Genomic DNA, 25647 nt, shown 5'->3' on the forward strand with positions numbered 1-25647 from the left:
ACAACCTGAAAAGCTATTGTTTAAAGACATTTGGCATTCAACTTCACATAATATTTAACTTGTCATAAGACGAATTATGTAAAGCTTTACATAATTCGTCACAAACTAAAAGATCCTGTGATTGATAGAACTGAAGCTTTTTGAGCATGGTGTGATCATTTTCAGCTGCCACCAGCTGATTGATCATGTCCATGGCGGTTGTAAAAAGCGTTTTTATCCCGGTCTGGGTGGCGGCATACGCAAAGCACTTGGATAAAAAAGTCTTTCCAGTCCCGGGATTGCCGATCAGAATAATGTCTTTTTTCGCCTGGATAAATCCCAGATCCAGCAGGTTCAATATCCGGCTTTTCTGCTTCTGGCGCGATCCATGATGGGCAAAATCAAATTGGTCAATAGTGGGTTTTTCTTCCAGTTTTGATTGTTTGAACCGCAGATCAATCCTGGCTTTTTTCCTGTTTTCGATCTCAATCTCCAGCAGCCGGTCAATGACCTGGAGGGGAGTCAGATTTTTCTGGGCACTTTGCTCCAGAACAGCGGGCAGGTTCAGTGCACAGTTTTTCAGTCGAAGTGATTTGAACTTATCAATGACGGCTTCCATCATGGTTTCCTTTTTCGGGTTGATACTTAAAACCTGCTTTAATCAATATCTCTTCCAAAATTATCCCGACTTCACCTCTGCGTTTGAGTTCATCGAGCATCCATTTCTGGATTCGGGCATTCACATGAACGCGCAAAAGATGTGATGGCAGTTTGGGTTTTGGTTTTCCTCTATATCCGCCGCGCATGTCTCCACCTTTTAAAACAGAATGTTCCGATATCCTTGCGGTTCAAGGGTTATAGATAATCGTCCTACGCTTTACAAAAAATACAGGCGATTTCGGCTATTTTTTTCTCCGTGAAAGGGCCAGTGCATCGTATTCAGCCAAATTTGGCTGTGGCAGCCGGATCTGATTCAGATCTTCGTTTTTCAGGGCCACTGGACGATGGTGGATGGCTGGTGTCATCTCCTGGTGAAGGATGTTTTCCACGTATTCAGATCCATACAGCTTATGGGCCAGAGCCTTTCTGAGGGCGTATATCAACGATGATGCCCCGTATTTGTCCTGCAGTTGCAGCAGATGTGACACCGTTTTTTTCAACGGTTGTGAGGCTTCGGTGATTTTTTCCAGATAATCCACGGCTTCCTGGCCCAGGGACATGAAAATCATTATCTGCCTGTCCATCAATATGCGTTTTCTGAGTTTTCGGACCTGTTCCGTGTGTGCCGGCAAATCGATACGCAGATTTTTTTCCCATTTCCGTGTATGGGTTGCCACCTGTTTTTCCTTGTAGTAGATGGATACGGTCCGACTGTCTGCTTTCAGGGTGACGGATTTCCCCACCAGCCGGGGCGGGACTGTATATACATTGGCATCAAAACGGACGCCGAAGTCTTTGTATACCGTGAGATTGTCTGTTTCCCGGTAATCGGGCAGCGGGTCCGGCAACGGGTTCAGGGCATCTTTGACAAACCGGTCCGCCGGCTTTTCGCCGGTCGTCTGATGCACCCTCTGGTTGGCCGTAGTATCCAGCCATGCCAGCACCTGGTGGTTCACATCATCCAAATCTGCAAACTTTCTTAACGGCCAGAAGTTGTTGCGAAGATACCGAATACTGTTTTCCACCTTCCCTTTTTCATGGGGCGCTCTGACATTGCAGGCCTTCGGTGTAATCCCAAAATGCCGCAAAAAATCCAGAAAGGCCTCGTTGAAGCGGATCATACTGCCCACCCGCTCGATCACGGCTGTGACCATATTGTCCACGACCAGTTCCCCGGGTGTGCCCCCAAAATACAAAAACGCAGCAACCAGGCACCGGTGAAGGGTTGCCTGGTTCTGGCTGTGGGTGAACACCACAAAAAGCATCCGGCTGTGAGACTCAATCACTGCCAGGGCATACAGCTTTCTTGAACTTTTACCATATGTAAGGCTGCCAAAATGCCCCCAGTCAATCTGGAACTGTTCACCGGGCCGGGATTCAAACCGGATAAAGGCCTGTTTTTTGTCCTGCCTTATCTGTTTGAGATAATCCCGGACGATGGTGATTTCGCCGGTAAACCCTTTGACCCGGATATGCTGTAACACCACCGGTGCCTTTATCTGAGGATAGTCATTTATCATCTCCCGAATCAGATCTCTGTATGGATCCAGCTTTGACACCCGGCCCGGTCTTTTTTGACAGGTGATATCCGGTTGTTCAAGATATTTTTTGACGCTTCCCCTGTCCAGTCCAAGCTGCCTGGCAATCTGCCGGATGGAAAACTGCATGTTGTTCAACCGGTGAATTTCAAAAACGGTCCGCTTGTCTATCATCTGGCTGCCCTCCCCAATGTTTTATGAGCATTTGCCGGCAGGGAAAGGACCTGGAACAACGTGCCGTCATATGTGATCAGGTCTTTGTGGATCAGGCTGCTTCTGGCAAAAAGATAATCCTCTTCCACCAGGCCCAGAATGCAACAGATGCTCCGATCACTGTAAAACGACAACCCGTGCTTGTCTGATGCCAGTACCAGAAACACGTAAAGTGCCAGTTCATGGCGGGTCAATGATTGTAAAAAGCCACCTGTCAGAAACCGGTGGGGAATAAAACAAAAACTTTTGTCTATGCTGCGGATCCGACCTGGAGACAATATTTTTTTCCGTATCATGACACCCCTCCTTCAAAAAAGTTTTTTGCTCCGGGTGTAACATAAAAAAATATCTCCTGTCCTCGAGTCCATCTTTGCAATTATCCGGGATCGCCCGGTATGGCTGCGATAAAAATTTTTACCGCGTCCATCTTTGCAATCATCGGAACCAGCCAGAACTCACCAGAAAGCCCGTTTATCAAGGGTTTTCTCGCGTCCATCTTTGCAATACCGACATGACGCGACGTATCCAGACCCTTGTCAGTTCGAGCTTTTGCCCTGTTCCTGATTCGCTGGAGAACACGGTTTCTGGCAGTTTTTTCCGAATTTTGGGAACGATAGTTTTTCCAGTAGTTCGGTCTGGTCGCCAGCCATTTGCTGTTGGACAGCTTCTGGCCTTGTGCATATTCAGGGTCATTTGCCAGCTTCTGCCTTTGCCATAAAGCCTTTCTGGCACGCTGGCAGTCTGGATGGGAGCAATAGCCCTGAAGTTTGTTTCGCGGTTTAAAGAAAATGCCACAGCCCAGACAGGGAATAGGATCCATGCTCCCTCCACGTAACGGTTACAAGGCGAATTAAATGGAGGGAATTATATATGATTATAAAATCGGTTAACGGAATTAAAATATCAGTGGCTGGATCACAACCCTTGAAATTGGCTGGGAAAAAATCCCTGAAAATGGCTGGGAATTAAATCCCCGATCCCAGCCTTCATGGATATAACCGGCTATACAGCCGAGGAGGCCGTGGGACAGAATCCCCGCATGCTTCAATCCAACCGGCACGACCGGGCATTTTATGCCGCCATGTGGAAACAGATAATAACCAAGGGCCGATGGAACGGTGAAATTTGGAACCGTCGTAAAGACGGGGACCTTTACCTGGAACGGATGACCATCAGCATGGTTCGCGACGCGGACGGCAAACCTGACCGCTATGTATCCGTATTCAGCGACATTACAGCTTTCCGGCGCAAAGATGAACACATAAAGCACCTGGCTTTTCACGATGCCTTGACCGACTTGCCGAATCGGACTTTGCTGATGGACCGGATCAACCGGATAATGATCAATTCCGACCGGGAACCGTGCAATCTGGCGCTGCTGTTTCTGGACCTTGACGGATTCAAGCTTGTCAACGACCAGTATGGCCACAACGTCGGCGATGATCTCTTAAAAGAGGTTGCTAAAAGGCTTCTGGCGCTAGTGCGCGAGTCAGATATCGTGGCCCGCCTGGGCGGCGACGAGTTCATCGTTGTTCTCAATAATCCGAAGGGAATACAGAAAATTACATCCATCGCCACCCATGTCGTCCGCTCGATCAATGAGCCCATGGAAATTCTCGGTGAAGTGCTCCATGTCGGAGCATCCGTCGGTATTGCTTTGTTCCCCGCCGATGCAGGTACATCTGAAGATTTGATCAAGAATGCCGACACGGCAATGTATGCCGCCAAAGACTCGGGCAGAAATACGATTCGTTTTTATGCGCCGGACAATAATTTTTGATTATCCATTGACCGGCCCCTGTCAGTCTTGCACTCCGGAATCAAATCAGATATAAGGGGGTGGATTTTTGATGCAAAGGACACAGGGACACCATGACACGCGACCGGGTATTTGCCGTAAAACGCAGACAGATTCAGCCTTTTTCCTTTAACCGGGAAGTCGCGGAGGTGTTTGAGGATATGCTGGTCCGGTCCGTGCCTTTGTACCGGGAGAGCATCCGCCGCCAGGCGGAACTGGCCCGGCGGTTTTATCAGCCCCGTACCCGGATCTATGATCTGGGCTGTTCCCACGGCAATTTCGGGGTCCGGCTCCAGGCATTGTTCATGCAAACTTCGTTTACCCTGGTGGGGGTGGATACTTCCCGGCCCATGCTGGAAAAATACAGAAACCGGCTGGCGCCGCCCGAGCCGGGCCGATGTATTCATCTGGTCTGTGGCCGTATGGAAGATATCCGCATCACAAATGCGTCCGTGGTGGTGATCAACCTGACGTTACAGTTTCTGAACCCTTCCAAAAGAGAGAACCTGATTCAGCAAATATTTTCCGGGATGGTGCCCGGCGGCATCCTGCTGCTCATGGAAAAAACCGTTCACCCGGAACCGGCCCTGCATCACCTGCAACTGGATGTTTACCAGCAGTTCAAACGGGAAAACGGATATTCTGACCTGGAGATCAGCCAGAAAAGAGATGCCCTGGAAAAAGTGCTGATTCCCGACTCTCTGGACACCCATTTCCAGCGCCTGTACCGGGCCGGGTTCAGCCAGGTGGAGGTGTGGCTCAAATGGTTTAACTTCAGTGCCATCATGGCGGTGAAACAAGGAGGCACACCCGGTGTTTTCATGGACAGGTGACGGGGTTGTGTGACAGCATGCGTTTTTTTTTATCCCCATATCAGCTGGCAGCGCTGGCACCCTACACGGATGAGATTGCCGGGCTCATTGAAGAAAAACAGGCATTTCTGGCCCATCCCAAGGGAAATTTTCGTAAATACCTGAATGTGGTGAATCACCTGCCGGATTCCGTGGTGTCAATGACCCGTCTGGATACCCCGGCCGTGAGTGCCGGAACGCCCGCCGATATTTCCGGAGAGGAGCGGCAACAGCTGGAAGCCCGGCTCAAACAGCTCAGTCCCTGGCGAAAAGGCCCGTTCAACCTGTTCGGGGTCCATGTGGATGCGGAATGGCGCTCAGACATGAAATGGGACCGGGTCGCTCCCCATCTGCCGGATCTGACCGGGAAACGCATCCTGGATATCGGCGCCAGCAACGGGTATTACATGTTTCGCATGGCTGCACGCAACCCTGAGTTGGTCCTGGGTCTGGAACCCCAGAGCGCATTTTTCTGCCAGTACCTGGCCGTTCAGAAGTATGTGAATCAAAAAAACGTGGCCTGCCTGCCGGCCACCCATGAAGAACTGCCGCAGATGACAGGGTTTTTTGATCTGGTGTTCTGCATGGGGATTTTATACCATCGCCGGTCTCCTTTGGACATGCTCAAAGAGATTCACGACTGTTTGAAACCTTCTGCCGGCACCCTGGTGCTGGAAAACCTGGTGCTGGAAGGAAAAAATCATGTGTGCCTGTTTCCTGAAAACCGGTATGCCAAGATGCGAAATATCTATTTTATTCCGGATCTGGCAGTCATGACGTCCTGGCTGGTCCGGGCCGGATTCAAAGATATCCAGTGCCTGGATGTCACCCCCACCACCCGGGCGGAGCAGCGCAAAACCGACTGGATTCAGACGGAATCTTTGAGCGATTTTCTGGATCCCCGTGATCCGGCAAAAACGGTGGAAGGGTATCCGGGGCCCGTGCGGGCCGTGTTCATGGCCCGCACCTGACAGGGTTTTGCCCCTGGATGAAGAGCGATTTTTGTTTGACAATCATGCGTGTATTTTGTATAAATTAATGTTTGATTTTAGCAGGGATATGAATGCGTGATCCATACGCAGATTCCCGGGACTTATTAACCGAATTGATAACGAGGATGTGAAAATGGATGACGAAGGTGGTAGTTGTCACTTATCGATATCTGTGATTTTCATAAGAAAACGACATTTTTATCATACCCCGCTGTCAATGACACGCACAGACGCCATGGCTGTCTGCTTCAGAATCACTGAGTTCTGATTCCGCGCTTTTTGCCGTGACCTTCTGGTTCGCCTGTCTTGATGGCGGACCGATTGAAAGGAGGCAGGGCTGTGAACGATTCCCTCAAATTGCCGGATAATCTGTTTGTGCCCGGTCAGGGCGACACGCCTGAATATATCGATGACAAGGTGCTCGCACATCTGTGCGAATCTGAACACCCGGCAGACCTGGCTTCCCAGTTGTCCGACCTGGACCTGGATCAGCTGGTCACAATTTTCTCACATATGTCACCGGAATGCTGCGCCGATGTGCTCACGCATATGGATTACGAGGATCAGCGGGAGATCGCCAAAGAGCTGTCCAATGATGTCCTGGCCCTGGCCATCACAAGGATGTCATCCGATGACCGGGTGGACCTGCTGCAATCCATGCCCGAAGAAAGCAGCGCAATTCTATTGCGCCTGCTGGCCACCACCGAGCGGGAAGATATAAGACGGCTGTCCTCTTATGAAGAAGACACGGCCGGGGCTTTGATGACCAGTGAATACGCCACCCTGTCACCGGGTCTCACCGCCCTGCAGGCCATTGACAAGCTCCGGCTGGAAGCGCCCAACAAGGAAACCATTTATTACTCTTATGTGATCGATTCCCGGCGGCGCCTGCTGGGCCTGGTGTCGCTGCGGGAACTGATCCTGGCCCGGCCCACGACCAAAATTGAAAAAATCATGCGCCGTGATCCCATCTTCGCCCGGGTCCATGATGACCAGGAAGAGGTGGCCCGGCAGATGGCCAAATACGATCTTCTGGCCATGCCCGTGGTCAACGGCAACGACTCCCTTGTGGGAATCATTACCTTTGACGATGTCCATGACGTAATTGAAGAAGAAGCCACCGAAGACTTCCACCGCATGGGTTCCATCAGCTCAGGCTCCGGAGCGGACGACCTGGTGGACATCGGTCTGCGGGACGCCACCCCCTGGCTGCTGATCCGGAAGCGGCTGCCCTGGCTGCTGGCCCTGGTGTTCATGAATATTTTTTCCGGGGCCGGGATTGCCTATTATGAAGACACCATCCAGGCCACTGTGGCCCTGGTGTTTTTTCTGCCCCTGCTCATCGGCAGCGGCGGTAATGCCGGTGCCCAGTCCGCCACCCTGATGGTGCGGGCCCTGGCCATCGGCGATGTCATGATGAAAGACTGGTTCCGGCTGCTGGGCAAGGAAGTGGGCATTGCCCTGGCCATTGGCGTATGCATGGCTTTGGCCGTGTCGTTTATCGGGGTTTTCCGGGGGGGGATGGATGTGGCCGTGATCGTGTCCATGGCCATGGTATGCGTGGTGCTGTTCGGCAGTCTTCTGGGCATGTCCCTGCCGTTTCTGCTCACCCGGTTAAAACTGGACCCGGCCACGGCGTCCGCCCCTTTGGTGACGTCTGTGGCGGACATCGGCGGGGTCATCATCTATTTCGGCATTGCCACCTGGTACCTGGGGCTTCACCACGCCGCCATCTGACAGGTAAATAACAATGCGCTGATCAACCGCCCAGGCCGGCGGCATCAACGGAGGCTAAACTAAAAAATCAGCAGCCGTTTTTAATCCATAGGCGGGTTGGGCGCTTCTTGCAGCCTCGTTAATAGCCCGGGCCATGACTTCGGTAGATAAAACCCCAAGGGCATCCAGGTTTGCATCCACCTCTCCTGTGGCCAGTACAAAGATGGTATCCCCGTCCACTGAAGTATGGACCGGGCTGATGGCCTTGGCAAATCCATTATGTGCAACAGCAGCCAGCTTATTGGCCTGGTTCTTGGTGAGCTTTGCATTGGTAAGAATACATCCGATGGTTGTATTGCCGCTAAAGACATCCCTTTGCCGGGCAATCTCTTTGTACATAATTTCCCGGGTGCTTGCCAAGGCCGTTTTATCTTCTGTAAGTATGCCTGCGATGGGCCTGCCCGTATCATAATCAATGACATCACCCAGGGCATTCACGGCCACTATGGCCCCGCATTGTACGGTGTCGATTTCAAGGGCAAAGGTGCCAAGTCCGCTTTTCATCATGCGGTCCATTCCTAAAAACTTACCCACTGTGGCCCCTGTACCTGCCCCGACATTGCCCTGGGCCACCTCTTTTGTTCCGGCCGCCTCACAGGCTTTGTACCCCATTTTTTTATCTGGCCGGCATGTGGGGTCTCCCACCACCAGGTCAAAAAGGGACGCCCCGCACACCAAAGGCACAACCCCCACCCCCACATCAAACCCCACGCCTTTTTCTTCCAGAAATTGCATGGCCCCATCTCCGGCCGCAAGGCCATAGGCGCTGCCTCCGCTGAGCATGACACAATGAATCTGCTGGGCAATACTCAACGGCTTTAACAGTTCAGATTCCCTGCTGGCAGGCCCGCTTCCCCTGACATCGGCCCCGGCAAAGGCACCTGCCTCGCAAATAATGGCAGTGCACCCGGTTCCCCCGTCATGATTTTGTGCATGACCGATTTTAAATCCTTTGATCTCATTGATCTGAATCTCTTTCATACTCATACTCCTATATGATTGATTCTGGGTGCTGGTATGCGCAAGGCAACCCACAGCCGCCTTCAAGAACGCAACCCTTTTATTTGACAAATCGATTCAGCAATATATCTTCAACATTCCGCCTTGAATCTATAATGGATAAAACAAAAACAGTTGCAGCTGATATTCTGTAAATAACGCGCCAGGGAGGAACAATTATTTCTCGATAGATGTGTATACCCTGATCTTTCAACTCCGGTACAATTCCACCTCGATCAGGCAGGGTGTAGAGGCTTGACGCTTTTTGTCTTAGTTTTTTTAGTATTTGTAGCGCATTGTCTGGGCTATCAACCGCTATATAATCAATTATTTGTTTCAAATCACTTTGCGCAATAGCGGCCCATTTAATATGATATTTTTGGCTCATTTATCGCTTTCTTTTAGTGCGCTTTCGATTTCATCGAACACATCTTCTTGTGACGTTGTTCGTCCCTCCCTGATATCGGCTTCCCCTGTTGAAATAAGTTTTAAAAGACCGATGGCATTACGCATATTTTCGTAACTCTCAGGATCTTGAAGTACCGCTCGAGGTTCACCATTTTGGGTTATTATAACAGGCCGATGCGTTTCATTAATTTGATTGAGTAAATCAGCCGCCCGTGATTTTAAATAAGTAACCGGCTTAATATCGTTTGTAATATTCATAATTTTTCCCTCCAGTCCAAATACAGTACCACATTCGGACCGAATGTCAAGTTTTAACGATAAGCTGAGCGGCCGGCGATCACGCCGGGCCAGCGTCTAATATCAAAATGCGAACAGTCTCTACATGAAATCCGGGTTGGGTATTCTTTTTGGGCTGATGATGGCCGATCCCTGCTGGTTCAGGATGATCACATACCGGCTGGTCACCCCCAGGATGTTTCTTTTCTGCATGGCGGAAACGACTCCGGCGCTAAAGCGCTGGGACGACAAGGGCGCCTGGATGATATGGGTGTGATACCATCCCGTTTTGTTCAGGATCTCCAGGTAATCGTCGATGAGGATGCCGCCCTTGTGTGTTTCATCCATTGCCGGGGTGTTCTGAAAATCCCGCCAGTCCGCATTGATAAACGCCAGCCGGGTCTTTTTTTTGACATGGTGTTTCAACAGTGCAAAAAACGCCTCCAGAAACGCCAGGTAATCGGTTCTGGACAGACCGGAAATGCTTTTTTCAGCATACTCCCCGGCTTTTTTGTCAAAGTAGGGCGGATCAAAGATAACCAGGTCCGGAATCCCCAGCCAAGGGCCTTGAACCGGTCATGATCCGTTTTGCCCTCCAGGGCCAGGGACCAGACCTGGGGCTCTGACCAGCCGTGCTTTTCAGCCACCTGGGCCACGGTGAATCCCTGGGATAAATCACCATTTAGGGAATTTGCCAGTATTGGCATTTTCCCTAAATGTAGACCGATCGTATCGGAATTTTTATCAAAGAGTTCAGCCATCTGAACCTGGTTAATCAGGCAGGCGCAAAAGGGTAATATCGCCGTAATATCCGGTGGTTTCACCTCCTGTATCATCGGTATCGGTCATGATGCCGATACCGATGATCTCAGGCGGGTTTCGTCCAAAAGCTTTTGCGTAGTCTTTCAGGATGTTTCGTTCTTCTGTAACCCAGCGCCCGCTGGCTGAGTTACCGCTTTGTAAAACAATCATTCTTGCTTCTTTTGCATAGGGATTGGGTACGATTGTTTCAACAGGCGCCCTGTTGGCCCATATATAATTCAAGGCGGTACCGGGCAGCTCTTTGCCGGAAAAAAGCGAAGCACTTTTGTGCCTTGTCCGCTCCCACCATCCGGCCTTGTCCGTATCAAAGGCAAATGCCACATAAATGCGTGCAGCATAATCATCCCCCTGTTTGGCGGTAACATCTCCGTTTTCCAGGACATGATCGATTTTCCAGCGCCATTTTATCACAGGATATTCTTCGGGATTCACCCGCAACGGGTGGATCAGGCCTGAGGCGCTGTTTTGACTGTGCGCCCTGATGATGGTCCGGCCATTGTCTTGTATCAGGGCATAGCTGGTCTGGCGGTCAATATTTTTAAACGTCATGGGTTCCCAGGGGTCCGGCAGGCTGTCGCCGGGTGCCAGTCGGGAAAAATTACCGATGACCAGTTGATCCGTGTATGCAGTCACAGTGGCCATGCACAGAAACAAAACCATTACCAGAACCGGAATAAACCGCATTATACCGCTTTTCCCATGGCATGCCGGTGCGGTTCCTGTCTCCGGATTCTGCCCGAGCCCTCCAGCATTTTCTGAATTTCTACGGGCAGGTACAACTGGCGGTTGCCTGTGGTATTTGTCGGGATCTGAATTATCCCTTACCATTGCAATATGGTTTCCTTCTCGGACCATAGAAAAGCCAAGAATCTCTAAAGATGTAATCACTTTTCGAATAGGTGCATCGATCGGGAACTTTGGCATTAGACAGCAATTCCTGCTTCTGCAATGAACGCTTCGATTATTGGAGGGTCAATTTCAAAGGCCTCGGATCCAAATGTTTCAAGGTGAAATTGTATTGCTGATTTAATATCGGATAATGCTGATTCATATGAATCACCTTGGCCGACCACTATACCCTTAAGCCCTAAAGGATATGCAACATATGTATCAGGATGTTTTTCAACCACAATTTTTAAATTTTTCATAATAAAATCAACTCGTTATTGTTAATCCTTCCCTATTATACCCTTTGTCAGATTATATCCTGAAAATCGGATAAAGCGCACACCTTAAATAAAGAACACAACACCAAACGCTCTAATTGTTTGAAAAGTCATGCTTTTTTCTTGCTCTTTTAACGTGTTTGTATTATATACATACGCACACTTTAAAGGGGGTTTATGCATGGCTAAACCAATAACAGGAAAAACTCACGTCGGTGAGCGGCGTGAAAAGCGTCCGAATGGGGATATTTACGTCTATGAACGGGTTACAGCCTACGACGAAAAGACCCGAAAGACCTATACGGTCAGTCAGAAACTCAAAGGAAAAATCAAGTCGGGAACTCACAAAATTTTGCCGACTCGTCCGAAAAAACATAAAGGCGAAGGAGGCCTTGTCGATGCAACACGTCAGCATACCGGCCTCACGGACATCCTGGAATGGGTTGGCAAGGTTTCCGGCATTGATAATGATGTATGTGCTTCATTCAGCGAGGGTGATGCGGCAAAGATACTTTCTATCGCGCGCTACTGGATTGGTTCCGGTGGCAACACGCTGCCACGTCTTGAGAGTTGGCAGGTGATGCACCCCCTTCCATATCGCGAAGTGATCACTGAGGACGTCTATGGTAGCCTGTTTAAGGATATTGGTCGCAATGAGGAAGGCGTTCAGCGCTATTTTTCAGCTCGGGCGGCACACCTGGGGAAGTCTCCTATGCTGGCGTTTGACTCTACCACTATTTCGACCTATTCTGAAAATCAGTCGGAGGCACGACAGGGATTCAACAAGGATGGCGACGGACTCAACACCATCAAGCTTTTGACCTTATATTCCGTCAAGGCTGGCGAACCGATAGCCTTCTCTAAGCAACCCGGTAATATTCCGGATGTGATCTCCATTGAAAACACTTTGACACAACTCAAGTGTCTCAATCTGGAAAAACCTCTGATCGTCACCGATAACGGCTACTACAGCCAGAAAAACATGATGGAATTCGCTTTGCGCAATGTGAAATTTCTGACGCTGGTTGATCCGAATATTATATGGGTCCGCGAGACAATTGATACGCTCCGTGCAACAATAGCGGGTATGGCCAGCACTTGTCCTTTCGACCCGTCAATCTGCGGAGCAACTTCGCTCAGAATGCACCAGTTCAGCCGGACACGCCAGCGATCACGCAACAGGAAAGTTGCAGGTGAGAAAGAAACGTTCTCGCGCCGCCTGTATGTGCATGTTTACTATTCTCCGGACAACGAAGCCAAGAAAGAACTCGCCTTCCGTAAGGATCTGCTTGAACTGAAGGCGCAAATACAAGGAGGAGAAACCGAGTTCACGCCATCTGCGCAAAAGAAAATAGACAAGTACCTGACCTGTTCCAAAAAGGGGCGTGGGGGGCAGCTTAAGGTGGGCTTCAATGATAAAGCCATTACCGAAGCAAAGAGGTACTTCGGTTATTTCGCTCTGGTCAGCAATCAGACTATGGACACATTTACGGCACTTGAAAACTATCGGCTGCGAGAAAAAATTGAAGAACTCTTTGCCGTGCAAAAAGGGAGATTCGACGGTGCGCGACCGCGCACATGGTACCCGGACAATCTGCGCGGAAGACAATTCACACAATTTATCTCGCTGGGCTATCATTGTTTCCTGATGAAAAAAATAAAGGAAGTACAGTCCAAGCTCGGGAAAAATGAATCCGGAAAAACCAAATCACTTCTCAATCTCGAAAAAAAATTGGAAAACTGGCTTGCGCAACGCTCTCTCGCTCAGATCTTGGATTGGTTCGATTGCATTGAAACCACAAAGGTACAGACTGCCATGGGCAGCTATCGATGGTCCACCGAATCAGTGGCCAGAGACAGACTGTTCTTGAAGTACTTGGGAGTGGTTACCGAATAGTGTACGCTTTAGCCGACTTTCAGGATTATATTCAAGGATGAAAACACGATATGTCTTTTTGTTGTGGTCAACGGCCGCCTTCAAGCAATGCCAACCGGTGTTCCCCAGGGTGGATAGCTTGTGGGGTGGTGTGGGGGCTGGGGGATTAAAAACCCCCGGCTACCCGATTATGCATTTTAAGTTTCTGATTCTACCATTTTTTCGACAAGAGCCACCATTTTATCTTGATTTGCCTTGCTCACATGGACGTTGATGCATACAATTTGACCGGCCTGATACCATCCTGGGCAAAAGAGAAGAAATGAACCGGGCATATCAATGCCAGGATGGAGACCTTAGGTCTGAAGCCAAGCTTCAGGGAATCGTTTACGAAAAGGCGGTGCCTATAATTTATTGTTGAATGTACTGTTCATTGTCCGAATTTTTGCGAGGTGTCTTGTCAGGTGCTTTTATATTAGGTCAGATCGAAATGAGGATTCCATGCCACTTCCCAGAGAAATCCATCTGGATCTGAGAAATAACCAGAATAACCGCCCCATTCCATGTCTTTGGCAGGTTTCTGCAACAAAGCCCCGGCCTTCCTCGCCTCTTCCATCACTCGATCCACCTCCTCTTTCGATGAAACATTATGTGCCAGAGTGAATCCTCGGAAACCGCTTCCTTGTGGATTGACCTTGGCATCGTCTGCCAGTTGATCATGGGGATACAGTGCCAGCCATGTACTGGATAGCGCGAAGAAGGTGATTCCAGGAAAGTTTCCATAGGTCGGCAGCCTTAGTCCGTCTCGGTAGAAGGTAGTAGATCGTTCTATATCTGAGACCGCCAATGTTATAATGCTGATTTTCGGCTTCATATTTTATCCCTAAGTTACACTCAATGCTCAGCTTTGATGCGGTTTTAATGGCTTTCGCTAATTAAGCTTGTAACAACCATCGTTCCTGAACAAATCGACCATAGCAGGTTTTGAATACTTTCGGTATCATAAATTTTTTCAGTCTCAGAAAATTTTTGTTTTGGATAATTTATCTGCAACTCCGTCTCCACCCCACATTACATCTGCCAGTCCTTACTTTTTTGCAAATCAGATTTGGACAGCAATAATAGACATAGTCAACTCATGCTCTTTTTGCAGCCTCCCATCCAACAATAGCTTTTTTCCTTGAAGAGCCCCACCGATATTGATGAATTTTACCCGATTTAGAAATAACTCTATGGCATGGTATCAAGTAGGCAACCGGATTAATAGCAATGGCACTCGCAACTGCTCGAAATGCTTTTGGATGGCCAATATATTCAGCAATATTTTGATAGCTCACTAAATTACCGCTGGGTATCTGCAATAAAGCTTTCCATACATTAATTTGAAAATTTGTGCCTTTGATTAAAAGGTTGAATGGGCGGGATTTTTTGGTCTTATTTAGATTGAATATTTGATTTAAAAAAGGACCAATTGATTTGGAGTTTTCACTGAACACTGCACCAGGCCATGCTTCAAAAAGCTGATGGAGAGCACCTGATTTATTGTCTTTTTGAACGAAGCCAAGATGACATATCCCTCTTTGGGTTATTGCCATCAAACACTCTCCAAAAGGGGATGCACAAAAACCATAATCAATATTTAATCCAGTTCCCTGTTTCTTGAAATCGCCAGGCGTCATCGCATCAAATGTCACAAACAAATCATGCAATCGACTTGGTCCTGAAAGACCGGATTCTAACGAAGTATCAAGAAGGCTTTTTGAATCTGCCAACCTTTTTTTAGTGTAATCCAAAGTAATAAATTGTAAGAACTGACCGGGCCCGATTCCCGCCCAACGTTTGAATATACGGTTAAAATGATATTTGCTTAAATGGACACTGTCGGCAATTTCATCAAGTGTTGGTTGAGATTTAAAATTGTCTTCAATGAAATGAATGGCTTTTTCTATCCTTTTATAATCATCTGTTTGTTGTGAATAATCATACATATCAATTTTATCCTCCTAATTGTTCTAATATTATATTTCAATTAATGTCTGATGGACACCCGAATATTGCTTAAAAATTCAGCAATATTCGGGTCGTTGATAATTAAATCATGGGTTATTGTTTAAGCAAAAGAAGAGAACTAATGATGATAAATTACATATAACCACATGATAGGAGAAAAAATGGAGACCACGGAGAAAACACAATCGGCTGAATCAGTAAACAGAGTTATGAGTATTAAAGAATGGGTTCTAATTTTTATTTTATCTATAATATGGGGTGGATCGTTTTTCTTTGTTGGGGTAGCGGTAAAAGAATTACCTCCGTTGACAATCGTCTTGGGCAGAGTTGCTCTGGCTTCTGTGATACTCTTGGTCATTGTATATTTTAAAGGAAAGCGCATGCCCTTGTCTCTGAGCATTTGGGGTTCATTCCTTGTAATGGGAGCTTTAAATAACCTGATTCCATTTTGCTTGATTGTCTGGGGTCAAACCCATATCGAGAGTGGCCTTGCAAGTATATTAAATGCAACAACGCCTATTTTTAGTGTTGTCCTCGCCCACTTTTTTACACGAGAAGAAAAGCTAACACTAAACAGAATTTCAGGAATCGTTTTAGGTTGGATTGGTGTTTCTGTTCTGATAGGAATAGAATCTCTAAGGGGCTTCGGCTTAGAGGTTTTCGGACAAATTGCAGTCCTTTGTGCTGCGGTTTCCTATGCTTTCGCTGCCATATATGGACGTCGATTTAAAAATATGAATCCGATTGTTGTCGCGACCGGAATGTTGTGTGGATCAACAATAATGATGATTCCTTTAACCTTGTATTTTGATCAGCCATGGAATTTAGCACCAGGCGCAATGACGATAATGTCCATTTTGGGACTTGCAGCAATCAGCACTTCTTTAGCTTACATCATCTATTTTCATGTATTGGCAACAGCAGGCCCAACCAATCTTTTATTGGTGACGTTTTTAATTCCTATTAGTGCAATAGCTCTTGGTGTGATGGTGCTTGGAGAACAGCTTGGATGGGAAGTGTTTGTTGGTATGGGAATAATTTTTTTAGGACTAATTACAATAGATGGAAGATTGCTTAAAAAATTCAAAAAAAAAACAGTTTGGTATTATAAAATTTAAATTTTATCCTTGTACTGTACAAAGAGACATCGGGAATTGATAATAGGCAAATTCCCGTTAGCTTTGAATTGTGTGTACTTATGGTATAATTGTGGGGTTCAAAAATGATATTTAGCCCCCTATGATTTGATCTTCCAGTGTCACTATTAGGGCAAGCTAACTCTTGCAGATATTGCAATTATGTTGCGAGTTGCCCCTGAGCTTTGATAACCGGGCGTTTTCCAATATTGGGCATGCAAATAAATATCCCCATTAAATACAACAAGTTGTCAAGGATACTACAACTTTGTAAAAAAATATGCAACATAACAATTGACTCCTGCCCCTACTTCAGGGTGCCTTCGACCACCCTTGAGTATTCTCAAAGGCTGTCCAGCCATTCAAGTGTAGATTGTCACTTTCGCATCCCAACAAAATGTCACAATCTTTTGCCAAAATCAGGCCTTTTTTCAGAAAATTTGAGAATGGACCTTATACATTTTTTAGTGGGATTTGTGAGGTGCAGAAGCGCGCTAAAAAACAGATGGTAACATGCTGATTTGTAGAGGAAAAATGTTCTCACGCTTTTTTACCAAATCCCACTTTACAATTTCATCATTTTTTTTAGGCCATGTATATTGAGAATCCCCCCCTCTTATCCCCCCCGAAAGGGGGGAGGAGGATAAAGGCATGCAGCGGTTCCTGCTGTTTGGTTTCAACCTGCTCAAATTCATCAATTAATCTTATCATTTTCCCATACCTTGCTTTTTTTCACTTAGGCACTCCAAATTGGGATTTTTGACCGGATTTTTGGGATATTAATGTAACACTTTACATTCAAGGACATTTTGTTTGTTTTCCCATTGGATCAGTTCATCTATTTTGGGATCGGATTTAAGTTGCTGCCGTGTGAAGTGGATAAAATCTTCCTGTATTTGTCTCTTCTGATTCAGGTCCAGTTGCAGATAGACCATTGTAGATTGAACATTGGCATGTCCCAGACGATTTTTGATTTCAGACAGGGGTTTGCCTTCCGATACCATCCGGACGGCGCATGAGTGCCGGAAGCTATGAACAGGATGCATGAGAGACAGCCGTTTGGAAGGTAAAGCCTGTTCAAGGCACCGCTTGCAGATGCGGTTGATACCATGGCGTGTCAGTGCAGATCCTCTTTGGTTGATGAACAAACTCTTTTTAAAAACAGGCGAGGGACGGCTGCGGTATTCTGCAATGTACTGATGAACGAGTTCGGTCGTTTTCGGAAGCAGTTCAATCTGCCGGTATCTGTTCCCCTTGCCGAGGACAGCCAGGATTTTGTTTTCGTAATCAAAATAATCCAGCTGAAGTGTGGCGATTTCTGTTGCCCTGGCTCCGGTATCATACAAGAGATGTAAAAGGGTATAATTCCGGAACCCGTCTTTCTTCTCAAGCTTGACCGCAGTGAAGATTTTGTTGATTTCCTGGGGATACAAAAATCCGATCAACTTTCGCTGGCTGCGTTTCTGGGGTATGGCAAGGATCGCATCCGCCTGCTTCTGTAATTCAGGAGAGATGAAACGGATCATTTTGGCAAAGGACTTCAAGACACCCAGCCGCTGATTTCGTGTCTTGGCAGTGTTGGAACGATCGGATTCCAGCTGGTTGAGAAAACTTAAAATCAAATCCGTTGTCAGATGCTCAAATTCCAGAGACCCTGTTTTTATTCTGTGATACCGGGCGGCAAATGGTAAAAACAAAGAAAAAGTATCCCGGTAGCTTTTTATCGTATTGGGGCTGCATCCTTTGATCTGAGGCAGGTATTGATCGAAAAATTTAATTATACAACTGGTCAGTCGCATGATTTTTTTCTCAGGATATCGGCAAAATTGAGAAGACGTGTCCTGCTTTCCGCATCCACCACTCTCAGATATTCCATCGTGTATTGATATTTCACATGACCCATATAAGCGGCAAGTACCGGCAGCACATTCTGGGAAGTCTGTTTCCGGGCAATGGCAGACTTCAGCGTGTAGATGGCAAAAGAATGCCGGAGACTGTGCGGAGTAGGTTTTCCAAAAGTGGTATCGCCAATGACTTTCCTGGGGCTGTCGATGCCGATTTGCTGCACGGCACTGTGGAAGACAACACGAATACGCTGGTCTCCAAGCCTCTTTTGCAGGCCTCCTATAAACAGGTAGGGATTGATATCATGTTCAATCAGAGCAGCACGGCAAGACAGGTAATTGTCAATTTGTCTTGCAACAGATAGGGGTATCGGGATCAAACGGTCTTTACTGAATTTGGTTTTCTCAATATAAATTGTTTTTTCATCCGGCCGATAATCCGCCAGCTTCAAACGCAGGGGTTCGCTGATCCTCAGTCCGCAGCGAGCCAGAAGCAGTATCACCAGATATTCACTGAAATCTTTTAGAAAAACCCTTTGTGTGTGCCGCCTGATCCGCCCGCAAATCACATCCAGTAACATATCAACCTGTTCCGGTGAAAAGACAAAAGGGACAAACGGCCGCCGTTGAAGGTTGGGAACGTCCTTTAACGGATTGTTGAGAAGAGGGTCCTTCCGCTTCAGATACTCAAAAAAGCATCGAACAGCAGACAGGGTGATGTTTACAGTAGACGGTTCTTCTCCAACTTCTTTTCTGAAGGCCAAATAAAAATCAGGGTTCCAAACACTTGAGGGGTCGGCCTGTTTTTTTACATATTTATCAAAGATCACAAGTCGGGATCTGATTAACTTTTCCTTGTAACCCAGCCCTTTTCGATAGACAATAAAGTTTTCCAGTTCATTGTTCAAAAAACTTTCAAACGGTTTCATCAAACAATATCCTCCGCATCAATGCTACGTGGACACTTAAATAATTGTTCGTTGATTCGATACTTTCATGTCCCATCATTTCTTTGATTTCAAAAATGCCAGCACCTGCTTCCAGCATGTTTTGTGCAAAGGTATGCCGCAGCCAATAAGCTGTGCCTGGAAGCCCTGCATCCCGCAGGGCCTTTGTCAAATAAAATCCGGTTAGATTGGCGCTCATGGGCTTGGGTTCCGGCCAGAAAATTAAAAAAACAGACCTATCGTGGCTTTTGGGACGGCCTCCAACGATATAGGCGGTTATTGCCTTTAGTGTATCCTCGGGAATCGGCAGTTGAAGGGGACGGTTGTTCTTCCTGTTTTTCAATTCCAGTAAGCCTTTTCTAAAAGAGATGTCATCCAGAGTGATCCGACTGATTTCAATGGGGCGTAATCCAAGATAATAAGCCAGGTGAACCTGGGCATACGTACGGAGTTCACAAGCCGTGGTGCGGGGTAAACGATTAAACAGCTGACGAACTTCACCGGGTCTTAAGAATTGCGGTGGCTTGGCTCTGGCATACATTGGCGGACTGATCAAAAGGTCGGCCAGATTTCGCCTGATCAAATTACGTTCGTTATACAGATAGCGTAAAAAACACCTCAAAAAAGATCGGTAAAGGCGCTGGGTGGCTTTTGCATACGATGCATTGAACATCGCCAAAAATTCATCTACATGTTCTATGTTGATGCGGATCAGTTCTATCCCTGATTTTTGCAGATAGGTTCCAAAGGCTTTAATGACCATTGTTATAGAGTCAATCTGTGTCGGGCCGCTTTGGTGAATTTTTAAAAAATAATCCAGATATTCCCGGCATACCCGATCCATATCATCGGCAATTGGCTTTTCTGGTGTCAGTTCAGCCATGGTTCGTCTCCATGATCAATTTGTTCAGAATTTTTCCAACCGATTCCGTTTGACCGGTTTTGCAGGAAGGTGGCTTTTTTGCAGGGACCGGTATGGATTTAACCGGTAATGAAAGTACCTGATAAATTGTGCCGTCAAAGGCAATCAAATCCTTTTTCAGCAGCTCGTCCCGGGCACAAATGTATTGACTCAATGGCATTTTAAGCAAGGTACATATTTTATCGTAGCTGTAAAAACTCAGCCCGTTTCGGTCACTGGCCAGGACCAGAAAAAAGTACAACAAAAGCTCATCAGGGCTCAATGCCTGCCAGAAACCACCCGAAAGAAACCGATGGGGAATAAAACTGAACCCTCCTTTGATACACCGCACCCTTGAATCGTTCAGGATTTGTTTTTTTATCATGCCGCACCTCCCGATTGGTCAATTACCCATACCCCCGCCTGGGAAATTCTGTGACAAGTTGACCCAAAACACCGCAAGATCTGCAATATGGTTTGATTTGAAGGCCAAAATAAAGATGCCGGGTCCACATTATTATTGTCGTACACCAGACCGGCAGCTGTGTTGAAGGTGTATCATCCATCTTTTTTGAAATAGAAACAATTTGACGGTATCGGCGACGGTTTTCTGCTTCCCGGTGTTGTTTTTTTCCTTTATCCGTCTGCCGATATCTTCTCTGGGCTTCTCTTCTATTCTTGAGGTTCCCGGCTTTACGACAAGAATCACTACAGTAGGCATGGCCTCTCCAGCACGCCCGACAAAAACAAAAGGGGAAATCACACCAACGACATGTAATTACGATTAAATTCAATTCAAGACATCCTCCGGTCTTGCAGACAGACGGAAGATGGTGTAGAAAGAAAATAGTTTGTGTGGGCTTTCCGGCTATCTGCCGAAGTTCACAATCAAAGCCTGGAGTTGGCGCTCCAGGCTTTTCTATGATGTTGACCTTGAATTATACGAATAAAAAGAAAGATTTGATAATCTTTTTTGAATTAAACGGAATAAAATCTCACAACATAATCAAACCCGCTGCATAATTGCAACAAGTCTTAACTCCCTAAAATCTCAACCATAGTTTCGTTATCATGAATGCCATATCAATGAAATGCACGCGTGTCAATTATTTTGGTCCAGGACAATCACATACCGGCTGATCACACCCAGTATGCCTTTTTTCTGCATGGCAGAAACAACTACCGGGCTGAAGCGCTGGGATGACAGAGGCGCCTGAATGATATGGGTATGATACCATCCTGTTCTTTTCAAGATATCAAGGTAATCGTCTATGAGGATGCCGCCTTTATGTTTTTCCTCGATTGCCGGCGTATTCTGAAAATCCCGCCAGTCTGCATTGATAAAAGCCAGTCGGGTCTTTTTTTTGACATTTTGTTTCAGCAGAATAAAAAAGGCCTCAAGAAAGTCCAGGTATGCTTTTTTTGACAACCCGGAAATGCTTTTTTTATCATAGTCAGCCGCTTTTTTATCAAAGTAGGGCGGATCAAAGAGGATCAGGTCGGGTTTTTCTTTTGCGCTGACAGGCCATAACCGCGATTGAGCAGATGAAACATCCCATGTAAAGGGTTCGATCTCAGGGCGCGTATCCGGCCGGTCCTTCATATCAAAGGCCCAGCATCTGCGGCCCATGGCAAGGCAGGCGTCCGAGGTCACGCCGCCTCCGGCCATGGGGTCAAGAATCAGGTCATCCGGCTTTGAAAAATAGCGAAGGATATGTGCGATCATCTGGGCCGGGATACGTCCGGGCCAGTCATCCCCGAATCTGTTGTCACAATCATTCCATTCCCACTTATCCCAGGTACAGAATCCCCATCCAAGCGCCTTGAATCGGTCATGATCCGTTTTGCCTTCCAGGGCCAGAGACCAGACCATGGGATCAGGCCAGCCGTGTTTTTGGGCCACCTGGGCAACGGTGAATCCCCGGGATAAATCGGCATTTAGGGAATTTGCCAATATTGGCATTTTCCCTAAATGATAATGAATTGTTTTTTGATCTAACCCCAATCTTTTTGCAATCCTGTCCTGGGGGATGCCAAGGCGGTGCATGCAAAATATTTTGATGTCTCTGCCCATCTGGTTCACAGCGCGAAGATCGGCGATGTAAGCGTCCACAGCCTGCCTTGATCGCCCGATGGCCTTCCCGATATCCGCAGATCTGAGACATGTGTTCCCCGCATATGCCCGCCGGGCAGTATCCTTTGCCTCTTCTTCCGTTAATTGTTTTGGGCCGATGGCTTTTTCTGCCGCATACAGCAGGGGATCATTCCCATCCAGATCCTTGATGATGACTTTTACCTCTTCCACCCCGGTTGACTTGTAGGCGCTCCATCTGTGTGCCCCATCCAGAAGGCGGTAGAAACCGGGTTTGTCAGGGCAGGGCTCCACCTCGATGGGATCAAAAGCAATCCCATCTCTGATGTTTTCGGCAAATATGGCCACCCGCCTGTGATCAATACCCTTTCTTGGATAAATCGCCTCATCAAGAATAATTGAAGAGACAGGTATTTGTGTTGTCTGTTGGGTCATGACTTTTTACACCAATTGTATTCTTTTCATTACTCTATGTTTTTGGTGTATCTGCATTGAGGATAATTTGAACAACCAAGAAAATTGTTACCAGCAGATTTACCATGTTTAGCTTGCCTTTGTTTTAATTCACCGCCACATTTGGGACAACTTGAATCGCTTGAATACCTGGATTTGAGGCTTGCGACGTGCTCTTTCGTTGAGATATTCAGTTTTTGTAATCCTAAGATGCTTTGTTCATACAGATTAAACTCAGAAGTTGAAAATATATTATTCTGGAAGCTTTTAATATAGGCGCTTAAGCCATGAGTCATCACATTTTTAGGCAAGTCCGTTTTCAGTTTGGTATTATCCCCAATAAAAAAGACAACGGAATGAATATTGTCGTGGTCGATGTTTAAGTAACTAGCCAATGCCTTTGTATGACGATAGTTTTGGTGTAATGGATTTTGAAATTTATACTTTTTGCCATAGAGACTTTGTGTCCATTGTTTTGATTTTTCATTACCGAATATCCAGCCATTTATATTTTTTGTTTCAATGACAAAGATTCCAAAGCGAGATAGCAAAAGATGATCTATTTGTGTCGTACCGTTTGGCGCAGGAACAATCACATCGTGAAAACGTATGTATTCATCCCCGAGTTTTAGCCACATGCCAAACTGGGTCTGTTTCTCTCCAAACCAACCTTTCAGTATTGAGAACATGATATTTTTTTATGAAGGTGAACCCCAAATAAGCGGTTTGTCCGCCTTCATTTGGATTGTTGAAATGTATAATGTAAGAATGAGGGCTCGTCCCCAAACCCTACTATATTTGCTACAGGCCATGAACTGTTTGAGAAAATCTTGTATGAGCTTTTTCTGTTACAATAACAGGGTATCCATCACTTTTTAGAATATTTTTAATAACTGAACCATGCGGATGTCTATAGTGATTTTCATCACCGCAAGAAATAATTGATAAGATAGGTCTTTGGTTATTTATCTCAGGGTTGTAGTTGTAGCTAGATCCGTGGTGAGGGATTTGCACACAGCTTAAATTATCCCAATATTTTATAAGCTTATTTTCTAATTCTTTCTATTTTAATTTGCCATGGGCATCATAGTCTCCGAAATAAATACAGCCAGATCCTATGTGGTGATAAATAGGGTGAAACCATCTATTTTGAGGAAAGTCTCTTGTGTGAAATCTATCTCCTTTTTCTGGCCCAGAATATAGCACTAAAGAATTGGAGTTGAGGGAGCCTGGAATTTCACGATAGCAATTTTCTAATAATGAAAATTGCTTCTTATCTTTTAAAATTGCACTAAAATCATCCGGTGTATTCAATTTCAAATTATTTTCAGTGATTAATTTTTGAAAAAGTGCAGTTTTCTTTTTTCTTTGAAAATGAAAAGGTATGAATAACCAATCCATCTTTCCGATCTTAATTTTAGTCCCACTTTTCAAGCTTCCAGGAAAATTAATATTATCTGTAATATTAATTACTGAATCATCAGCGGTAGTATCTTCACCCTCATTGGGCATCACAAATACGAATTTAACCTCGTATTCTTCTGATAATTGGAGTGGATTAATTATAAGCTGTTCAGTGAAAGGAGAACTCTGGTTTTGGAGAGTATTATAGGTAAGTAGTAAAAGCTTTTCGGCGGAAGTCAAAAAGGGCAAAAATATGTATTTTACTTTATTTCTTTTTAAAAGATACGGAACGCCATTGATATGATCTTCATGAAGATGTGAAATAAATAAAGCATCTATTGTTTCTGATTCATCAAAGGATGTAGTGATTTCATCTTCAATTAGTGATTTGTTTTTGTAGGAGCCACAATCATAAACTATTTTAAAATTTTCAAAATCTTCTGAATAAAATGCTCCTTGGCCAACACTGTGAAATGTTCTGATCATATTCATATTATCCCTTTAAATGGATTAAAGTATCAAAGATACTTTTGTGCTGTGGCTTGCCAAAATGCGATCATGCCACGATATCAACGCACTGCAAGTTTTTTAAAATCTAAGCAATCTTACCCTGCACCCCAAAAAGAACGCCTTGTTCGGCTATATCTTGTTTTTCTAAGTATCTAACGATTCTTCCCATTCAGCGCCCATAACCCAAGCCAATGCAGATAAACGACCGTTCAACAAGCCCCATTCGAAGTCATCCCATCCAAGATTTTCCTTACCATATTTCTGTTCAATAAGCTGTGCCGCTTTTTTTGCTTGCTCTAAAACTGGCTTTTGATTTTCAGATAAAATCTCTTCACCGCTCTCAATTTTATAAATCCAGTTTTGGTGACGGTTCCACCAAACCTTGTCCCAAAACTCTCTTTCAGCTTCAAGAATAACTTTATCATTGCGACGAAGAATCATCGACCACTCTCCACCTGAATCTTCTTCACTGGGTATCCATTCTACTTTATCTCCTTCTTCTGTATACCCCACTCTATACCCGTTTGGCCCAACCTCTCCTTGCTCAACCGGATCTTTAGTTTCAGCATTTGAACGTTTTCTTGGCCCTAACACCTCAAAATATCGCTCGAATTCTTCAGGCATGATTTTGTTCTTTTTATGTATTAAGATTAGATCTGTAATTTTGGTTGCATCATCAAGATCACTTCTTTTTTTTTGTATATCATGCCCGTTTGAAGAACTTGGTGATTTTGTAACAGGGCGTTTGCCGCTCAACGCTTCCGGTCTATAAAATGCGAACCCTGCGACAATAACAACAAGGAGAAAAATAAGCACAACCATACTTATAATAAGAAAGCCCTTATTCTGGCCTTGAATTGAATTTACAGCAATACCAAGAATTAATTCTACAATCAGAACTGTTAAGGTGAAGAATCCAAGAGGGGTTTGTACTGTTTTAATTATGCCAGGACGATTGGATGGGTTACTTTTGGTTTTCATGTACAACAATGCCTT

The 25647-nt window shown here is 45.9% G+C and carries 28 protein-coding genes; 6 read left to right on the forward strand and 22 right to left on the reverse strand.

Annotated elements, in window-relative coordinates:
* Nucleotides 1–43 precede the first annotated feature (43 nt).
* The 5 genes from K365_RS0108660 to K365_RS26455 all read right to left on the reverse strand — a co-directional run bounded on the left by K365_RS0108660 (nucleotide 44) and on the right by K365_RS26455 (nucleotide 3210).
* Complete coding sequence (locus tag K365_RS0108660; RefSeq protein WP_084489787.1) at nucleotides 44–601, reverse strand: ATP-binding protein; 558 nt, start codon at nucleotides 599–601, stop codon at nucleotides 44–46.
* The gene (locus tag K365_RS27215; RefSeq protein ID WP_024334264.1) at nucleotides 582–785 is read right to left on the reverse strand and encodes a hypothetical protein; all 204 of its coding nucleotides are present in this window, start codon (nucleotides 783–785) and stop codon (nucleotides 582–584) included. The genes K365_RS0108660 and K365_RS27215 overlap by 20 nt, the downstream gene beginning before the upstream one ends.
* 96 nt (nucleotides 786–881) lie before the next feature.
* Nucleotides 882–2351 (reverse strand): IS21 family transposase, encoded by a 1470-nt coding sequence (gene istA / locus K365_RS0108670; protein WP_024334265.1) that lies wholly within the window; start codon nucleotides 2349–2351, stop codon nucleotides 882–884.
* Nucleotides 2348–2686: a hypothetical protein gene (locus K365_RS0108675; RefSeq protein WP_024334266.1), complete on the reverse strand. Its 339-nt coding sequence runs from the start codon at nucleotides 2684–2686 to the stop codon at nucleotides 2348–2350. The genes istA and K365_RS0108675 overlap by 4 nt, the downstream gene beginning before the upstream one ends.
* 80 nt (nucleotides 2687–2766) lie before the next feature.
* On the reverse strand, nucleotides 2767–3210 hold the full coding sequence (locus tag K365_RS26455) for a hypothetical protein (RefSeq protein WP_024334267.1): 444 nt from the start codon (nucleotides 3208–3210) through the stop codon (nucleotides 2767–2769).
* A 168-nt stretch (nucleotides 3211–3378) separates the two neighbouring features.
* Between K365_RS26455 and K365_RS0108685 the strand changes: the two genes are divergently transcribed.
* The 4 genes from K365_RS0108685 (at nucleotide 3379) to mgtE (ending at nucleotide 7768) form a co-directional block, all read left to right on the forward strand.
* Nucleotides 3379–4170: a diguanylate cyclase domain-containing protein gene (locus K365_RS0108685; protein ID WP_024334268.1), complete on the forward strand. Its 792-nt coding sequence runs from the start codon at nucleotides 3379–3381 to the stop codon at nucleotides 4168–4170.
* A gap of 92 nt (nucleotides 4171–4262) precedes the next feature.
* Nucleotides 4263–5021 carry a carboxy-S-adenosyl-L-methionine synthase CmoA gene (gene cmoA / locus K365_RS0108690; RefSeq protein ID WP_024334269.1) on the forward strand — a complete coding sequence of 253 codons (759 nt, stop codon included), beginning with the start codon at nucleotides 4263–4265 and terminating at the stop codon, nucleotides 5019–5021.
* Nucleotides 5022–5038: 17 nt separating this feature from the next.
* The gene (cmoB, locus tag K365_RS0108695) at nucleotides 5039–6010 is read left to right on the forward strand and encodes a tRNA 5-methoxyuridine(34)/uridine 5-oxyacetic acid(34) synthase CmoB (RefSeq protein ID WP_024334270.1); all 972 of its coding nucleotides are present in this window, start codon (nucleotides 5039–5041) and stop codon (nucleotides 6008–6010) included.
* Nucleotides 6011–6370: 360 nt separating this feature from the next.
* The gene (gene mgtE / locus K365_RS0108700) at nucleotides 6371–7768 is read left to right on the forward strand and encodes a magnesium transporter (protein WP_024334271.1); all 1398 of its coding nucleotides are present in this window, start codon (nucleotides 6371–6373) and stop codon (nucleotides 7766–7768) included.
* A gap of 54 nt (nucleotides 7769–7822) precedes the next feature.
* Here the strand turns inward: mgtE and K365_RS0108705 are convergent, their stop codons facing one another.
* From K365_RS0108705 to K365_RS0108740, 7 genes are all read right to left on the reverse strand, one after another.
* Nucleotides 7823–8788 (reverse strand): P1 family peptidase, encoded by a 966-nt coding sequence (locus K365_RS0108705; RefSeq protein ID WP_024334272.1) that lies wholly within the window; start codon nucleotides 8786–8788, stop codon nucleotides 7823–7825.
* Between the two features lie 79 nt (nucleotides 8789–8867).
* The gene (locus K365_RS0108710; RefSeq protein ID WP_024334273.1) at nucleotides 8868–9194 is read right to left on the reverse strand and encodes a type II toxin-antitoxin system RelE/ParE family toxin; all 327 of its coding nucleotides are present in this window, start codon (nucleotides 9192–9194) and stop codon (nucleotides 8868–8870) included.
* On the reverse strand, nucleotides 9191–9472 hold the full coding sequence (locus tag K365_RS0108715; RefSeq protein ID WP_024334274.1) for a type II toxin-antitoxin system Phd/YefM family antitoxin: 282 nt from the start codon (nucleotides 9470–9472) through the stop codon (nucleotides 9191–9193). Before K365_RS0108715 ends, K365_RS0108710 begins: the two co-directional genes overlap by 4 nt.
* A 120-nt stretch (nucleotides 9473–9592) precedes the next feature.
* Nucleotides 9593–9916: a hypothetical protein gene (locus tag K365_RS28400; protein ID WP_024334275.1), complete on the reverse strand. Its 324-nt coding sequence runs from the start codon at nucleotides 9914–9916 to the stop codon at nucleotides 9593–9595.
* A complete protein-coding gene (locus K365_RS28405) occupies nucleotides 9913–10197 on the reverse strand; it encodes a hypothetical protein (protein ID WP_211221111.1) in 285 nt (94 codons plus the stop codon). The genes K365_RS28400 and K365_RS28405 overlap by 4 nt, the downstream gene beginning before the upstream one ends.
* 64 nt (nucleotides 10198–10261) lie before the next feature.
* Nucleotides 10262–10996, reverse strand: coding sequence for a DUF3047 domain-containing protein (locus K365_RS0108730; RefSeq protein ID WP_024334277.1), 735 nt, complete (start codon nucleotides 10994–10996; stop codon nucleotides 10262–10264).
* 239 nt (nucleotides 10997–11235) lie between these two features.
* Nucleotides 11236–11460, reverse strand: coding sequence for a type II toxin-antitoxin system HicB family antitoxin (locus K365_RS0108740; RefSeq protein WP_024334278.1), 225 nt, complete (start codon nucleotides 11458–11460; stop codon nucleotides 11236–11238).
* A 199-nt stretch (nucleotides 11461–11659) separates the two neighbouring features.
* Between K365_RS0108740 and K365_RS0108745 the strand changes: the two genes are divergently transcribed.
* Nucleotides 11660–13375: an IS1634 family transposase gene (locus tag K365_RS0108745; RefSeq protein ID WP_024334279.1), complete on the forward strand. Its 1716-nt coding sequence runs from the start codon at nucleotides 11660–11662 to the stop codon at nucleotides 13373–13375.
* A gap of 454 nt (nucleotides 13376–13829) precedes the next feature.
* Here K365_RS0108745 and K365_RS0108750 read toward each other — a convergent pair whose 3' ends face one another.
* Nucleotides 13830–14228 carry a VOC family protein gene (locus K365_RS0108750; RefSeq protein ID WP_024334280.1) on the reverse strand — a complete coding sequence of 133 codons (399 nt, stop codon included), beginning with the start codon at nucleotides 14226–14228 and terminating at the stop codon, nucleotides 13830–13832.
* A 262-nt stretch (nucleotides 14229–14490) separates the two neighbouring features.
* Entirely contained in the window at nucleotides 14491–15342 is an 852-nt protein-coding gene (locus K365_RS0108755; protein ID WP_029725083.1) for a bifunctional helix-turn-helix domain-containing protein/methylated-DNA--[protein]-cysteine S-methyltransferase, read from the reverse strand.
* Nucleotides 15343–15525: 183 nt separating this feature from the next.
* Between K365_RS0108755 and K365_RS0108760 the strand changes: the two genes are divergently transcribed.
* A complete protein-coding gene (locus K365_RS0108760; RefSeq protein ID WP_211221112.1) occupies nucleotides 15526–16482 on the forward strand; it encodes a DMT family transporter in 957 nt (318 codons plus the stop codon).
* A 797-nt stretch (nucleotides 16483–17279) separates the two neighbouring features.
* On the opposite strand, the gene K365_RS0108775 is transcribed toward K365_RS0108760, so the two are convergent.
* The 8 genes from K365_RS0108775 to K365_RS26465 form a co-directional block, all read right to left on the reverse strand.
* Nucleotides 17280–18299, reverse strand: coding sequence for a tyrosine-type recombinase/integrase (locus K365_RS0108775; RefSeq protein ID WP_024334283.1), 1020 nt, complete (start codon nucleotides 18297–18299; stop codon nucleotides 17280–17282).
* A complete protein-coding gene (locus tag K365_RS29070) occupies nucleotides 18290–19273 on the reverse strand; it encodes a tyrosine-type recombinase/integrase (RefSeq protein WP_024334284.1) in 984 nt (327 codons plus the stop codon). Before K365_RS29070 ends, K365_RS0108775 begins: the two co-directional genes overlap by 10 nt.
* Nucleotides 19260–20174, reverse strand: coding sequence for a tyrosine-type recombinase/integrase (locus tag K365_RS0108785; RefSeq protein ID WP_024334285.1), 915 nt, complete (start codon nucleotides 20172–20174; stop codon nucleotides 19260–19262). The genes K365_RS29070 and K365_RS0108785 overlap by 14 nt, the downstream gene beginning before the upstream one ends.
* Nucleotides 20167–20577 (reverse strand): helix-turn-helix domain-containing protein, encoded by a 411-nt coding sequence (locus K365_RS26460; RefSeq protein WP_024334286.1) that lies wholly within the window; start codon nucleotides 20575–20577, stop codon nucleotides 20167–20169. The genes K365_RS0108785 and K365_RS26460 overlap by 8 nt, the downstream gene beginning before the upstream one ends.
* 717 nt (nucleotides 20578–21294) lie before the next feature.
* Nucleotides 21295–22719, reverse strand: a complete 1425-nt coding sequence (locus K365_RS0108800) for a DNA methyltransferase (protein ID WP_084489788.1) — start codon at nucleotides 22717–22719, stop codon at nucleotides 21295–21297.
* Nucleotides 22720–22748: 29 nt separating this feature from the next.
* Nucleotides 22749–23426, reverse strand: a complete 678-nt coding sequence (locus tag K365_RS0108805) for a nuclease-related domain-containing protein (protein ID WP_024334289.1) — start codon at nucleotides 23424–23426, stop codon at nucleotides 22749–22751.
* A 373-nt stretch (nucleotides 23427–23799) separates the two neighbouring features.
* On the reverse strand, nucleotides 23800–24627 hold the full coding sequence (locus tag K365_RS0108810; RefSeq protein WP_169432937.1) for an MBL fold metallo-hydrolase: 828 nt from the start codon (nucleotides 24625–24627) through the stop codon (nucleotides 23800–23802).
* 168 nt (nucleotides 24628–24795) lie between these two features.
* Complete coding sequence (locus K365_RS26465; protein ID WP_024334291.1) at nucleotides 24796–25632, reverse strand: hypothetical protein; 837 nt, start codon at nucleotides 25630–25632, stop codon at nucleotides 24796–24798.
* Nucleotides 25633–25647 lie beyond the last annotated feature (15 nt).

Source organism: Desulfotignum balticum DSM 7044 (assembly GCF_000421285.1).
GTDB lineage: Bacteria > Desulfobacterota > Desulfobacteria > Desulfobacterales > Desulfobacteraceae > Desulfotignum > Desulfotignum balticum.

Coding starts and splice junctions, on each gene's coding strand:
- K365_RS0108660 (WP_084489787.1), bottom strand. CDS start 601: ATGATGGAAGCCGTCATTGATAAGTTCAAATCACTTCGACTGAAAAAC.
- K365_RS27215 (WP_024334264.1), bottom strand. CDS start 785: ATGCGCGGCGGATATAGAGGAAAACCAAAACCCAAACTGCCATCACAT.
- istA (WP_024334265.1), bottom strand. CDS start 2,351: ATGATAGACAAGCGGACCGTTTTTGAAATTCACCGGTTGAACAACATG.
- K365_RS0108675 (WP_024334266.1), bottom strand. CDS start 2,686: ATGATACGGAAAAAAATATTGTCTCCAGGTCGGATCCGCAGCATAGAC.
- K365_RS26455 (WP_024334267.1), bottom strand. CDS start 3,210: ATGGATCCTATTCCCTGTCTGGGCTGTGGCATTTTCTTTAAACCGCGA.
- K365_RS0108685 (WP_024334268.1), top strand. CDS start 3,379: ATGGATATAACCGGCTATACAGCCGAGGAGGCCGTGGGACAGAATCCC.
- cmoA (WP_024334269.1), top strand. CDS start 4,263: ATGACACGCGACCGGGTATTTGCCGTAAAACGCAGACAGATTCAGCCT.
- cmoB (WP_024334270.1), top strand. CDS start 5,039: ATGCGTTTTTTTTTATCCCCATATCAGCTGGCAGCGCTGGCACCCTAC.
- K365_RS0108705 (WP_024334272.1), bottom strand. CDS start 8,788: ATGAAAGAGATTCAGATCAATGAGATCAAAGGATTTAAAATCGGTCAT.
- K365_RS0108710 (WP_024334273.1), bottom strand. CDS start 9,194: ATGAGCCAAAAATATCATATTAAATGGGCCGCTATTGCGCAAAGTGAT.
- K365_RS0108715 (WP_024334274.1), bottom strand. CDS start 9,472: ATGAATATTACAAACGATATTAAGCCGGTTACTTATTTAAAATCACGG.
- K365_RS28405 (WP_211221111.1), bottom strand. CDS start 10,197: ATGCCAATACTGGCAAATTCCCTAAATGGTGATTTATCCCAGGGATTC.
- K365_RS0108730 (WP_024334277.1), bottom strand. CDS start 10,996: ATGCGGTTTATTCCGGTTCTGGTAATGGTTTTGTTTCTGTGCATGGCC.
- K365_RS0108740 (WP_024334278.1), bottom strand. CDS start 11,460: ATGAAAAATTTAAAAATTGTGGTTGAAAAACATCCTGATACATATGTT.
- K365_RS0108745 (WP_024334279.1), top strand. CDS start 11,660: ATGGCTAAACCAATAACAGGAAAAACTCACGTCGGTGAGCGGCGTGAA.
- K365_RS0108750 (WP_024334280.1), bottom strand. CDS start 14,228: ATGAAGCCGAAAATCAGCATTATAACATTGGCGGTCTCAGATATAGAA.
- K365_RS0108755 (WP_029725083.1), bottom strand. CDS start 15,342: ATGTATGATTATTCACAACAAACAGATGATTATAAAAGGATAGAAAAA.
- K365_RS0108760 (WP_211221112.1), top strand. CDS start 15,526: ATGGAGACCACGGAGAAAACACAATCGGCTGAATCAGTAAACAGAGTT.
- K365_RS0108775 (WP_024334283.1), bottom strand. CDS start 18,299: ATGCGACTGACCAGTTGTATAATTAAATTTTTCGATCAATACCTGCCT.
- K365_RS29070 (WP_024334284.1), bottom strand. CDS start 19,273: ATGAAACCGTTTGAAAGTTTTTTGAACAATGAACTGGAAAACTTTATT.
- K365_RS0108785 (WP_024334285.1), bottom strand. CDS start 20,174: ATGGCTGAACTGACACCAGAAAAGCCAATTGCCGATGATATGGATCGG.
- K365_RS26460 (WP_024334286.1), bottom strand. CDS start 20,577: ATGATAAAAAAACAAATCCTGAACGATTCAAGGGTGCGGTGTATCAAA.
- K365_RS0108800 (WP_084489788.1), bottom strand. CDS start 22,719: ATGACCCAACAGACAACACAAATACCTGTCTCTTCAATTATTCTTGAT.
- K365_RS0108805 (WP_024334289.1), bottom strand. CDS start 23,426: ATGTTCTCAATACTGAAAGGTTGGTTTGGAGAGAAACAGACCCAGTTT.
- K365_RS0108810 (WP_169432937.1), bottom strand. CDS start 24,627: ATGATCAGAACATTTCACAGTGTTGGCCAAGGAGCATTTTATTCAGAA.
- K365_RS26465 (WP_024334291.1), bottom strand. CDS start 25,632: ATGAAAACCAAAAGTAACCCATCCAATCGTCCTGGCATAATTAAAACA.